We start from the raw sequence: 12,817 nt of genomic DNA, 5'->3' as shown, positions 1-12,817 counted from the left end.
AAATTTATAAAATACAACTTTAAGACATTTTATTAAAGTTTTACTTTGATATTTTTACAACAACAAACAACCAATATGAAAATCTTCACTTCAATCTTAGTGCTTTTAGCATTAGCTTTAATTGTTTTTAATATTACGCTATTAGACTTTAAAAACCCTTTTCAGGGCGATAGTATGGTAGCTTTTATTGGAATCGCAGCTTCGTTTTGCGCCGTGTTGATTCTTTTGATTTTTAGAATTTCTAAAAGAATTGAAGAAAAAACAAACGGTCGATAATATATATGTTTGACGTTTTAATTATCGGCGGAGGTGTATCAGGCATGTCTTGCGCCTTAGTTTTAGGATCTGCAAAAAACAAAGCTTTTGTTACCGACAAAAAAATCGGAATTTTTACCCATCAGAAAAACTCTTCTTTACAAGAGGCTGTTTTCTACAATGCTTATGGGATAACGCCTGGTAAATTAGGTTCTGAACTGCTTACACAAAGTATTCAGGATCTAACAGCTTCTTATCCGCATATTGAACAAATTCCAAATGAAAAAGTAATGAAAATCGAAGGCTCTTTTCCTTCGTTTACAGTTGTTAGTAATAAAAACTCCTACCAGACAAAAAATATCGTTGTTGGAATAGGCTCTGCCAATACTTTTGATATTGAAGGCTTAATGCAATTTGTTGAACCTCACAAAAAAGCACTTCCGGAAAAACAACGTATTCAGCTTAAAAATGATGATCATAAAGTTGCCGACGGGATTTATGCAATTGGAACTTTAGCCGGATGGAGAAGCCAGCTGGCCATTGCCGCCGGAAGCGGTGCTGCTGTTGCAACCGATATTCTCACTTTATGGAACAACGGCGTACAGACGCATTCGCACGACAGCATTCGATAATTTAAACACAAAAAAATAAAACAGTTCCCAAAAAAGCTATTAAAGTTGTTATTATAAGACTTTTAAATCCTAGCTTTTTAAAAACAGATATTTTTATGTCTTTTGAAAACAGTTTATCCAGGAAAAAATTCAAAATTAGAAGAATAATTATCCCAATAAAACCGATGGCTGATACTCCAAGAAAACGAAAAATAAAAGAATAAGGAAGCAGAGTATAAAGCTCGATTTTTCGCTCATAACTTCCGACCCAGAAAAGACTAAAAAAAGCAACAATTACTGCATTGATTAGAATAAATAATGTATTGAAAACTGTTCTCAAAAGTTATGTTTATTATTTAATACATCTTAAAATAAAAAAACACTGACAAAATCAGTGTTTTTTTATTTTAAGTAAGTAAATTTATTTCACCGAAACAATCTTCGTTACCTTAATATGATTCTCATCATCAGATTTCCAGATTTCTCCTTTTAACGAAACTACATCTCCTATTTTTAACTGCTTGTAATTTTGCGGCCCGCCAACATTTACGATGCTGATTGTTGCAAAATATACTTCTTTTGTATCTGTATTAATTTTTGCAGTGTAACCGTCTTTTCCGGATTCAATTGATTCTACTTTTCCGGAAACTGCCTTATTCGCATCGTTTTTCATCGTTGTACAAGAGATTATAAAAGTCATCAGAATTACAACTAAACTTATTTTTTTCAGATTTTTCATATTTTAAATTTTAACCGCAAAGTACGTTATGATTAACGAGGTTTCGGTATGTTCTATTTTAAGTTAATATTATTTTTGCAGTCAAAATTTATGCCAGTTGAATGCAGCTTCCGGCGATAATTTTCAAATCTGCGCCAAATTGTTTCCAAACACGTATGTATTTAAAAACGCCATTGACAGGATTATTATCGTAAGTTCCTTTTAATGAAACAGAAACAGCAACGACAGCTGTATCATCTATAATATTAATAATTTGATCCGAAGCCTCCAGAGAATCAATTTTCATTTTACCGGAACGGTATGAATTCAAATCAAATTCTTTTGTAATGGTTTGTCCGTCCGGCATATTGAAAAGCAGATCATCGTGAAGGATTTGTTCCAAAACAGTAACATCGGCATTTTTAATTGCGGTCAAAAGTTCAATTTCGGCATTTACGATTTGGTCTTTTTCCATCAAATTAGAATTTAGGATTATTTCTTCTGATTTAAAACTGTTTTTATCATGGCATCATCTTTTAAAATAACATCATAATAATACATTTCGCCGTACAATTGGCGCGCAAATTCTGCAGTAATATACCGGTTTACTAATGATTTGGTTTTGTCTAGTTTAAGATCTAAACCTGTCATTAAAATATAGTTTTTAAACTTTTTAAAATAAGCATCGGAACTTTTCATTTTCTCCAAAAAGTCTGCAAAGTGAAGTCCTGCAAAAGCATTTCGGTTTTTATCTAATTCTTCAAAAACAAAATGACCAACAATTCCGGTTTGAAGTAAGTAAGCTGCATTTTCGTTTCCATGCTCCGCTTCTATCGGAACAAAAATATCCGGAACGATTCCGCCGCCGCCGTATACTATTTTCCCTTTTGGAGTTTTAAATTTCAAAGAATCAGCTACTTTAATACTGTCTTTTGCATACAATTCCCCCGAATTTATTCTGGATTCTGATTCTTTAAAATATTCTTCGTTTCCTTTTTTATACGGTTTTTGAATTGATCTTCCTGTTGGAGTGTAATATCTTGCTACAGTTAAACGAACTGCAGATCCGTCGTTAAAATCCATTTCGCGCTGTACCAAACCTTTACCAAAAGAACGGCGCCCAACAATGGTCCCGCGATCACTGTCTTGAATTGCGCCGGCCAAAATTTCGCTGGCAGAAGCACTGTTTTCATTAATCAAAACATATACTTTTCCGGTTTCAAAACTTCCGGCTTTTGTGGCGTATGTTTTTTCAGTAGTTCCGTTTTTGTTTTTTGTAAAAACAATAAGCTGTTTATCTTTCAGAAATTCATCGGCAATTGCAATTGCTTCTTCCATATAACCTCCTCCATTATCACGAAGATCGATTACAAGCGACTGAATTCCCTTTTGTTTTAATCGTGTTAAACCTGTTTTGAATTCATTAAAAGTGGTTTCTGCAAAACGATTGATTTTGATATAACCGGTATTGTTTCCAATTAACAAAGAAGCATCGACACTTTTTATCGGAATAATATCTCTTTTAATTTTAAACTTCAGTTTCTTTTGTTCTGATTTTCTAAAAACGGTCAATTCAATTTCAGAGCCTTTTATTCCTTTTAATTTGGAGAATAAACTATCAGAAGGAAGTTTTCTTCCGTACAATTTAGTTTTTCCTGCGTACAAAATTCGGTCGCCGGATTTTAATCCCGCTTTCGCTGAAGGTCCGTTTTCGACCGGTTTTATAATTGCAACAGAATCTTTGTACATGTAGAAATTAATTCCGATTCCCACAAAATCGCCTTTCATGCTTTCAGCAACTTCGGCTTGTTCGCTTGGCGGAATATAAACAGAATGCGGATCTAATTTTGAAAGTATATTATCGACTGTAAGGTTTACAATTGAATCTGTGTTAACACTGTCAACATATTCGGTATTGATAAAATCAATCAGTTTATTTAGCTTGGTTTTAGAATAATTTTTAGCCAAAAGCTGATCATCTGCGGAAGCGTTTGTTAAACTTCCGATTATAGTTCCGAGAGCAAAAGTCGCCCCGATAACGATTGGCAGATATTTGGGATTAAATTTCATTACTCTTCTAAAACAGGAATATGCTGAACTTCAACACCTGCTTTTATTAAAAATTGAATTCCGGAATCATCACGATATCCGTCCTGATATACCACTCTTTTTATTCCGGACTGGTGTATTAATTTACTACATTCTTTGCAAGGCGAAAGTGTAATATACAATGTTGCGCCTTCACAAGATTGTGTAGATCTGGCTACTTTTAAGATTGCGTTTGCTTCGGCATGCAGAACATCCCAGCGCGTTAATCCGTTTTCATCTTCACAGCAATTTTCAAATCCGGATGGTGTTCCGTTATAACCATCAGAGATGATCATTCTGTCTTTTACGATAATCGCCCCAACTTGTTTACGCTTGCAGTAGGATAAAAGGCTCCATTCTTTAGCGATTCGCAAATAAGCTTTATCGTATTTATTTAATTTTTTTATTTCCATTTATTTTATCTGTTCCAAATTGGACTATCAATAATCATCGGAATTACAACTCCAATAATAAATGCTGACATTACAAGTGCCCAGTCGCGTTTTGAAAAACGAAATACTGTTTGTACAATATAAGATATTACCAAAACTACAAAAACAACTACCAGCTGTGCCGCCTCAATTCCCAAAGCAAATTCTCCTAAAGGCATTAATTTTGAACTTGGCGATCCTCCTAAAATGCTTTTAAAATAATTTGAGAATCCGAGTCCGTGGATGATTCCAAAGAATAAAGTCACAAAAAATACTACGTTTACGCCATCGTTTTTCGTTGCTTTTCCTGCAGTAAAAAGATGATATAAGGCTGTAATCAGAATCGTAATCGGAATTAAGAATTCAACAATATTTACTTTTATTGCAATTATTCCGAAAACAGAAAGTATTAAAGCTAATGTATGACCGATTGTAAAAACCGAAACCAGAAGCAAAATACGTTTCCAGTCTTTGAAAGAATAAGGAACAGTTAATGCGATTAAAAAAAGAACGTGATCGTAGGCGTTAATATCTAAAACATGCTTTAATCCTATTTGAAAATAAATCCAAAATTGCGACATACGGGTACTATAATTAATTGATTAGGGGTTGTAAACTTACGATTTATTTTGAAGATTTTACGATGCGTATCCTTAAAACAACAAGTAAAAATAAGTTAAATTTATTAAAATTTTAAAATTGTTAAATTAAAATAAAATTTATCTTTGTTCCATAAAACTTATTTTAATTATGTCATTTTCAGAATTATTTGATAACGAATTCAAACAAAGAAACAGAGGTCATTTCTCTGCAATTGTTCGTGTAGCGTTTGCTGACGGAAAAGTAAGTCCAGAAGAAAAAGACTTTTTGGACAAATTAGCTTCAAGATTAGAAATTTCAGAAGAAGAATACACTGAGATTCTTAAAAATCCTTTGAAATATCCAATAAATCCACCGTATTTGTACTCGCAGCGATTAGAGCGTTTATATGATTTGGCAAGGATGATTCACGTTGACCACCATTTAGGTGACCAGCAGGAAGTTATGTTAACCCGTATGGGATTAGCTTTGGGTTTCACTCCAGGAAACGTAAATTATATTATTAGAAAAGCGTTATCTCTAATTGACAAAAAAGTTGATTTAGATACTTTTCTTTTCGAAATGGAAAATATGAACAAGTAATTTTAGTTTTCAGTTTTCAATGGCAGTTTTCAGTATTGCCCTGAGAGTTGAGATTTAAATTAAAAATATAAACCCGACAAGTTTTTTAAAAACCTGTCGGGTTTGTTATATCTGGCAGCTGCGACTGGAAACTGAATCTATTTTGACTGTTTAATATTTATATAATCATAATAATTCCCTTCCTGCAGAGTAACGACAAGAGTTCTGTCTTGATTGGTTGTGTTTTTGTTGATACTAATTATTATAGTAGTCCCATCTTTTCTTTCAATCTGGAATTCATTATACTTTAAAATAAAACTCTGTTGAGCGGCTATTTCACTGTTAAAGCCAAACCTTTCGTCATTTATTCTCAGATCACTTACCCGCCACCATTTTGATTGGGAGGTAATCGTAACCGAATGTGCATCTGAACTAAAACTTATATTTTTATTAGAAAGTTTAATTGGATCAGTGCCGCCGCCTACAATGCCTCCACTGCTTTCATCACTACTGCAGGAAATTATTAAAAAGGAAAGCGCAGTAAAAAGGGTAAATAGTAATTTTTTCATAATAATCTGAATTTTGGAATAATAAATATCTGTGGTTATTTTTACTAAAGATGTTTAAATCCAGAAATGGTTGCGTGTGTTTTTTAAGTTTTCAGTCGCGGTTTTCAGTTTCAGTATCGTTTCTGTTGAAATTTTAAGCTACTCAAAACAAAAACCCGACAAGTTTTTAAAAATCTGTCGGGTTTGTTTATCTGAAAACTGCCACTGAAAACTGAAAACTTATTCAGCGGCCATAAACTCTTCTGCTTTTTCTACCATGCTTTTACTTCCGCAAAAAAATGGAACTCTTTGGTGCAGTTCTGATGGCTGGATTTCCATAATTCTTCCAAAACCGTCTGTTGCTTTTCCTCCGGCCTGCTCTGCCAAAAACGCCATTGGATTACATTCATATAATAAACGTAATTTCCCTTTTGGTGCTTTTGAACTTGTTGGATAAATATAAATTCCGCCTTTAATCATATTTCGGTGAAAATCGGCCACTAAACTTCCTATATATCGGGATGTGTAAGGTCTGTCTTCTTCTTCACGCTGACAATATTTAATATAATTTTTTACTCCCTGCGGAAAATGAACATAATTACCTTCATTTACGGAGTAAATGCTTCCGTTTTCAGGAAACTTCATATTTGGGTGTGAAAGGTAAAATGTACCAATTGCCGGATTGAGTGTAAAACCATTTACGCCATATCCGGTTGTGTAAACCAGCATTGTCGAAGTTCCATATATTACATATCCTGCTGCAACCTGATTGATTCCCGGCTGTAAAAAATCCTCGCTTGTTACCGGAGTTCCAATTGGTGTTATTCTTCTAAAAACAGAAAAAATAGTTCCTACCGAAACGTTTACATCAATGTTTGAAGATCCGTCAAGCGGATCCATTAAGATCACGTACTTATTATTATGACAGTTGTCGCTCCCCTTAACTGTAATAAAATCGTCGTTTTCTTCTGAAGCAATACCACAGACAATCTCACGGTTTATTAACGTCTGGATAAATACTTCGTTTGCATAGACATCTAATTTTTGCTGGTCTTCTCCCTGGATATTCTGCTCGCCTGCGGCGCCGATGATATCTACCAGTCCAGCCTGGTTTACTTTATGATTGACAACCTTTGCTGCCAACCGAATCGAGTTGATGATCCGGGAAAGTTCTCCCGACGAATACTGAAATGCTTTTTGGTTCTCAATAATAAACTCTCCCAGTGTTTTATTGCGTTCTTCCATTACTATATCGTTGTAGTTTTAATTTTAAGTCACAAATATCGTTTATTTTGTGAGAATGATTTAAAAATTATTTCGTTAGTTTGCTACAATTGTATATTTGCTAATTAATAGCAAAAAGTACTGTGCAATAAAAGGTTTTTTTAGCGAATACATGATTAATAATAGGAATATATGAATATTAGAAAAGGAAATCCCGAAGATATGAAATCGGTTTTGGGATTAATACAGGAGCTGGCAATATTCGAAAAAGAACCTGATGCAGTTGTCATAACAGAAGAAGATTTAGTGCGTGACGGGTTTGGAGAAAAACCGCTTTTTCAGGTTTTTGTAGCTGAAATTGAATCAAAGGAAAATGAAACAGGAAAAGAAATAGCTGGAATTGCATTATACTATTACCGCTATTCGACCTGGAAAGGAAAAACCATTCACCTTGAAGATTTAATAGTTAAAGAAAAAATGCGCGGCACCGGCTTAGGATCTGCACTTTATGCTGAAATAATGAAACAGGGAAAAAAAGACAATGTGCGAAGAGTAGAATGGAATGTTCTGGCATGGAATATTCCTGCGGTTAATTTTTATAAAAATTCAGGAGCGAGAATTCTGGAAGACTGGCAGGTTGTACAAATGGATGAAACAGGAATTAATTCGTTCTTAGAAAAATTATAAAAATATTTATTTTTCCACAGATTACAGGATTCAAATGATTTTACAATCTGTGTCAGTTTGCCGAGGATACACTAATTTCACGAATTAAATTAGTGCAATTAATGTAATTCGTAGCAGAAAAATCATTTTAACCCTGATAATCTGTGGCTTAAAAAAAACAAAATAGCAAGATTTCGCCCCAATCTGAAATCTAAAATCTAAAATCTATAAATTAATAATGAGAGTATTTAAATTTGGAGGTGCATCAGTAAAGGATGCCGAAGGAATTAAAAACGTATACGACGTTTTGCAAAAAGTGGGTTATGAAGATGTGATTTTGGTCGTTTCGGCAATGGGAAAAACCACAAATGCTCTTGAAGTTGTTATCAAGAATTATTTTGATAAATCGCCAGAGTTAAGTTCATCTGTACAAGAAATAAAAAAATACCACAATCAAATATTATTAGACTTATTTGAAGACGAGAAACATGAGGTTTTTGCTGCGGTAAGTGCACAGTTTTCTGAATTAGAATATTTCCTGGCACACAACAAATCTCCAAACTACAATTTTGTTTACGATCAGGTTGTGAGCTTTGGAGAGTTAATTTCGACTAATATTTTAAGTCATTTTATGAATTTCATGGGAATTCAGACGCAGTGGCTTGATGTACGTAATTTTATTAAAACAAATGCAAATTACAGAGATGCAGAAGTTGACTGGGAAACTACCCAGCAAAATATCAGCAAAAATGTACCCAGAAAACAATTAAATATTACACAAGGATTTTTAGGTGCTGATGAAAATAATTTCACTACAACTTTAGGACGTGAAGGTTCTGATTATACGGCCGGAATCTTTGCATACTGCTTAAATGCAGAAAGTGTTACAATCTGGAAAGATGTTCCGGGAGTGATGAACGCCGATCCGCGTTATTTTGAAAATGCGAGTCTGCTTAACCAGATTTCGTACCGTGAAGCTATTGAGTTGGCATTTTACGGAGCAACGGTTATTCACCCAAAAACCTTACAGCCCTTACAGAAAAAAGAAATCCCGTTATATGTAAAATCATTTGTAAACCCTTTATTAAAAGGAACCTGCGTTTCAAAAGGCGTTGATCTAGAACCGCAGTATCCCTGTTTTATTGTAAAGAGAGAACAGCTTTTGATTTCGCTTTCATCCATTGATTTCTCTTTTATTATGGAAGAAAACATCAGTGAGATTTTTGGTTTATTCCACGAATTCAAAATTAAAGTAAACCTGATTCAGAACTCTGCGATTAGTTTCTCTGTTTGTGTAGAAGATAAATTTGGGAATTTCTCTGAACTGAATGCGATTCTTTCGAAAAAATTCAAAGTTGATTACAGCGATAATGTGACCTTATATACAATCCGCCACTTTACCGAGCAGGCATCACATACTGTTGAAGCAAACAAAGAAGTTTTGCTAAAACAAGTAAGCCGCGAAACAATGCAGATTGTGACTAAAGAATTAAACTAATACTTTATAAAAGGGAATTATTAAAATTCAGATAGATGTTGAAAAGGCTTCACTTAATTGTGAAGCCTTTTCTTTTATCTCGCCCTGTTATTTTCTGTCTGTTCAATTTCAGATTTTTTATAGGTCGTGTTTTTAGAATTGCCAAAACTGTAAACGGCAATCAATTTAAAATAATTGCTTGTATAAGTTCTGTGGTAATAAATTTGGGTTTGTCCAACATTATAATCTCCGGAAACCATGAACTTATGGAAAATATCATTTGCTGTAAAATTGACTCGTAAAGCATCTTTGAAAAAATTTCTTTCGATTCCCAGTGTTACTGTAGAACGGCTGTTATCTGTTCCCAATCCGTAACCTCTGTCTCCTAAATACCAGGCAAGAAGCTGAATTTTAAATAATTTCGGAATTGTAAATGTATTATTCGAATAGAAATATAACTGAGGCGTTACCGGACTAAAAACATACGAGTATTTATGATCTACAGATTTGCTTAAATTGATATTTATGGTATTAGTCGAATTCCACCATTTGATAGTAAAAGATCTCGAAAGCGAACTAAAAAACACATGGCCGTTTTCCAGATTTATAGCTTTTAAAACATAACTATTTGGCGTATCGCCTCGTAATGCCGCGCCAGAAATTGGGTCAATCTTATAAGTATATCCTATTTTAAAATCGAATTTCCTGTACATCGTACCAATCTCAAAAGCATGAATTTTTTCAGGAACTAAATTAGGGTTTCCTTCAATAGTCGTAAAAGGATCCTGATAGACCACATAAGGATTTAAAGCCTGATAACGCGGTCTTGTAATTCTCGAAACATAGGAAAAATGTCCTTTTAAGTTTTCTGAAAAATCCATATTTAAAAGCAGGTTAGGAAAAAAATTGCCGTAGCTTTTTTCAAAATTCTGAATTCCGTTTGCGTTTGTATATAAATCATAACTCGTCCATTCGCCGCGAAGGCCCGTCGATAAACTTAGTTTTTGACCAATTGAAGTTTGGTAATTAAAATACGCTGCATTGATATCTTCTTTATACATGAAATCACTGGAAAGCTTATCATCAAATTCAAAATTCATGTCATCGGCATCTGCGATTAAAAAATCAGTTCCGGATTTTACTTTGGCAAAACTAAATTTTGCCCCCGTTTCTAATTTTGTTTTGTCACTTATTTTTTTCGAGTAATCAGCTTGTGCGGCAATAATATTAATGGTATTTCCAACATTATTTTTTAAATATCGTTGTCCTTCAAGATTATCAACCACACTATTTTCTTCTATATAATCTCGTATCGTTCCGTTATAATTGGAATATTGCGAACCAATAAAAAGCGACGAACCTTTACTATCAGTAATTAAATTATAATTTAGATTGATGAACTGATTCAGCAAAACATCGTTTTTCTTAATATCGGTTGCAAAAAAGCTGTTTCCCGAATTATTATCTATAGAATTCCGGCTTTTTACTGCTCCGCCTAAATCTTCAATATTTCCGCTGTATGCCAATGAAACATAACTTTTCTCCGAAAAAGTATATTGAAGACCCGCTGCAAAATTGGAATAATTATTAAACTGCCTTAACCAGTCTGTTGTTAAAACAGATTTCATGTATTCGTCCGGATTGGATCGGGTTCTTGTCGTATAAAGTAATTCCCGGCCTTTTCCTAACTGAAGTCCATAATTCGAAATAAAAGAAAATTTACCTTTTGAATAATTAAAGTCAAAAAGCGTATTAGTACTGGTTCCGGCAAACTTAGAAACTGTAACATGCTGACTTGCCGACCCCATAATACCGCTTTCTATATTTTGTATTGTAATAATATTTACAACTGCTTTTCCTTCGGCATCATATTTTGAAGACGGATTTGAAATAACTTCGATTTTAGCAATCTGCGAAACCGGAATCGCCGCAAAACGTTCGTAATTAATCAGGATTCCATTTAAATATATAATTGCTTCTCCTTTTCCGATAATGCTGATTTGTCCTTCGGCAATTGCAATATTGGGAACCCGGCCCAGTAATTCATTTACAGAACTGCTGGCCGCAAGAACGGTTCCTTTTACATTTACATTGATAGTTCCGTCTGCGCCATATTTTAATAATGAAGGCTGACTTTTTACAACAACTTCATTTAACTGGTTTTGATCTTCATCTTTAATAATTATAGAATCCCGGGCAGATAATTTTGGTGTTATTTTTTCTATTGGTTTGTCTTCTCCAACATAGGATTTATCCGGAACTTTTTTTACAGTTTGTGCTTTTACTTCGATTGATGAAAAAATCAGGCAATAAATAAAAATGGCAGATACAATAAGAAATCTCATAAACTTTAACGATTAGCGGTTTGACTTTATTTGAAACAAAAGTCATCTGAAAATCTGTGAATGAGGTTTTAGAAAGGGAAATCAGGAGTACGGATTTATAAATTAAGACCTTTTAAAAGATGCTAAGGTTCTAAGATTCTAAGGCTCTAAGTTTTTTCAAACGTAAAATTATACTCTCGTAAAGGCGCAAAAGTTTTATTTCCCCTTTGGCTTTGCGACTTTGCGAGATTTAATTTAGCATTATCTAAGCGATAATTCCTGCAGTTGATAATTTAAAGGTGTTGTTCCGGTATGTTTTTTAAATGCTGCGAAAAATGTTGATTTGGAATTAAAACCGACATCATATCCTACGGATTCTAAAGTTAATTTATCACTTGCAATTATAATTCGGCAGGCTTCGTTTATTCTAAATTCATTTATATAACTGGTAAAATTTTTTCCAAGGCTATTATTTAAAAATTGGGATAATTGATGACCCGGAATATTAATTTCTTCAGATAATTTTTTTAAACTCAAATTCGGATTTTTATATAATTCTTTTTCATTCATAATTTTTTCCAGCTTCTGATCTATCATTAAAGATTCAGCATCGGTCAGTTTTTTGCCTTTTTGAAAATTGAGAAGAAATAAATCGTCTGTTTTCTTTCTGTGTAAAAGAATTAAAATTATCAGATATAAAATAAAAGTAAAAGCAAGCGCTCCGGTAAGGCAGGAAACAAACGGAATTCTGGAAAATCCTAAAAAATAAGCCAGAAATATAGACGCATTACCAAAGAAAACTGCTCCAAACCATCTTTCTGCAGCAGAAGAACTGTCATAATTCCAAATTATTTTTTGAAACACTACCCTGCTTTCAAAACCGGAAATAAAAAGATATGAAAACCATTGAACAAAAATAAAAGCCACAAAATAATAATTCCATAAAACAGGATAATTTTGATACGGATATAAAATTCCGATACTCAAAATCGCAAAAAGCCAAATTCCTAAATGTAATTTCCATTTTTTTGAAACAGTGTTTTCCAAGCCGGATTTTAAAGTATAATACAATAACGGCCCAATTAACAAACAAGCCGAAAGCCCAATTTGAAGCCAGGTTTTGTGCAAATTATTATTAAAGTAAACAAAAACCGTTACCGCGATTCTTATACTTAATGCGAGTAACGCTGCGCCAAGAAAAAGGTTCGTAAGGTATTTTTTCTTCGTAAAAAATAAAAAATACAAACTCAGAATAAATCCGTTAAAAGCACCTAAGGCGCCAAAAAAAAACAATATTTCTTTTCCAATGCTCAT

14 protein-coding genes are annotated in these 12,817 nt (G+C 33.5%); 5 read left to right on the top strand and 9 right to left on the bottom strand.

Annotation, left to right across the window (positions count from 1 at the left end; genetic code table 11):
• Positions 1-75 precede the first annotated feature (75 nt).
• Both ASE21_RS09130 and ASE21_RS09125 read left to right on the top strand, forming a co-directional pair.
• Positions 76-276, top strand: coding sequence for a hypothetical protein (locus tag ASE21_RS09130; RefSeq protein WP_026728410.1), 201 nt, complete (start codon positions 76-78; stop codon positions 274-276).
• A 5-nt stretch (positions 277-281) separates the two neighbouring features.
• Entirely contained in the window at positions 282-887 is a 606-nt protein-coding gene (locus ASE21_RS09125; RefSeq protein ID WP_057122276.1) for an FAD-dependent oxidoreductase, read from the top strand.
• Between the two features lie 400 nt (positions 888-1,287).
• On the opposite strand, the gene ASE21_RS09115 is transcribed toward ASE21_RS09125, so the two are convergent.
• From ASE21_RS09115 to ASE21_RS09095, 5 genes are all read right to left on the bottom strand, one after another.
• On the bottom strand, positions 1,288-1,605 hold the full coding sequence (locus ASE21_RS09115; RefSeq protein WP_057122274.1) for a hypothetical protein: 318 nt from the start codon (positions 1,603-1,605) through the stop codon (positions 1,288-1,290).
• An 88-nt stretch (positions 1,606-1,693) separates the two neighbouring features.
• Entirely contained in the window at positions 1,694-2,059 is a 366-nt protein-coding gene (locus tag ASE21_RS09110; protein WP_057122273.1) for a nuclear transport factor 2 family protein, read from the bottom strand.
• Positions 2,060-2,076: 17 nt separating this feature from the next.
• Positions 2,077-3,654, bottom strand: a complete 1,578-nt coding sequence (locus ASE21_RS09105) for a S41 family peptidase (protein ID WP_057122272.1) — start codon at positions 3,652-3,654, stop codon at positions 2,077-2,079.
• Positions 3,654-4,085 carry a deoxycytidylate deaminase gene (locus tag ASE21_RS09100; protein WP_057122271.1) on the bottom strand — a complete coding sequence of 144 codons (432 nt, stop codon included), beginning with the start codon at positions 4,083-4,085 and terminating at the stop codon, positions 3,654-3,656. The genes ASE21_RS09105 and ASE21_RS09100 overlap by 1 nt, the downstream gene beginning before the upstream one ends.
• 5 nt (positions 4,086-4,090) lie before the next feature.
• Positions 4,091-4,684, bottom strand: a complete 594-nt coding sequence (locus ASE21_RS09095) for a HupE/UreJ family protein (RefSeq protein ID WP_057122270.1) — start codon at positions 4,682-4,684, stop codon at positions 4,091-4,093.
• A gap of 169 nt (positions 4,685-4,853) precedes the next feature.
• On the opposite strand from ASE21_RS09095, the gene ASE21_RS09090 reads away from it, so the two are divergent.
• Positions 4,854-5,285 (top strand): TerB family tellurite resistance protein, encoded by a 432-nt coding sequence (locus ASE21_RS09090; RefSeq protein WP_057122269.1) that lies wholly within the window; start codon positions 4,854-4,856, stop codon positions 5,283-5,285.
• Between the two features lie 137 nt (positions 5,286-5,422).
• Here the strand turns inward: ASE21_RS09090 and ASE21_RS09085 are convergent, their stop codons facing one another.
• Both ASE21_RS09085 and fbp read right to left on the bottom strand, forming a co-directional pair.
• The gene (locus tag ASE21_RS09085) at positions 5,423-5,833 is read right to left on the bottom strand and encodes a hypothetical protein (RefSeq protein WP_057122268.1); all 411 of its coding nucleotides are present in this window, start codon (positions 5,831-5,833) and stop codon (positions 5,423-5,425) included.
• Positions 5,834-6,052: 219 nt separating this feature from the next.
• Positions 6,053-7,057 carry a class 1 fructose-bisphosphatase gene (gene fbp / locus ASE21_RS09080; RefSeq protein WP_057122267.1) on the bottom strand — a complete coding sequence of 335 codons (1,005 nt, stop codon included), beginning with the start codon at positions 7,055-7,057 and terminating at the stop codon, positions 6,053-6,055.
• A gap of 171 nt (positions 7,058-7,228) precedes the next feature.
• On the opposite strand from fbp, the gene ASE21_RS09075 reads away from it, so the two are divergent.
• Together ASE21_RS09075 and ASE21_RS09070 are read left to right on the top strand one after the other, a co-directional pair.
• Positions 7,229-7,723 (top strand): GNAT family N-acetyltransferase, encoded by a 495-nt coding sequence (locus ASE21_RS09075; RefSeq protein WP_057122266.1) that lies wholly within the window; start codon positions 7,229-7,231, stop codon positions 7,721-7,723.
• A gap of 217 nt (positions 7,724-7,940) precedes the next feature.
• On the top strand, positions 7,941-9,200 hold the full coding sequence (locus ASE21_RS09070) for an aspartate kinase (protein WP_057122265.1): 1,260 nt from the start codon (positions 7,941-7,943) through the stop codon (positions 9,198-9,200).
• Positions 9,201-9,274: 74 nt separating this feature from the next.
• Here ASE21_RS09070 and ASE21_RS09065 read toward each other — a convergent pair whose 3' ends face one another.
• Both ASE21_RS09065 and ASE21_RS09060 read right to left on the bottom strand, forming a co-directional pair.
• Positions 9,275-11,524, bottom strand: a complete 2,250-nt coding sequence (locus tag ASE21_RS09065) for a TonB-dependent receptor domain-containing protein (protein WP_057122264.1) — start codon at positions 11,522-11,524, stop codon at positions 9,275-9,277.
• Between the two features lie 240 nt (positions 11,525-11,764).
• Positions 11,765-12,817, bottom strand: coding sequence for a helix-turn-helix domain-containing protein (locus tag ASE21_RS09060; protein WP_057122263.1), 1,053 nt, complete (start codon positions 12,815-12,817; stop codon positions 11,765-11,767).

The organism is Flavobacterium sp. Root901 (assembly GCF_001429765.1).
Taxonomy (GTDB): domain Bacteria; phylum Bacteroidota; class Bacteroidia; order Flavobacteriales; family Flavobacteriaceae; genus Flavobacterium.
Note: the sequence above shows the minus strand (reverse complement) of the source record. Positions and strands in the feature narration are given on the sequence as shown.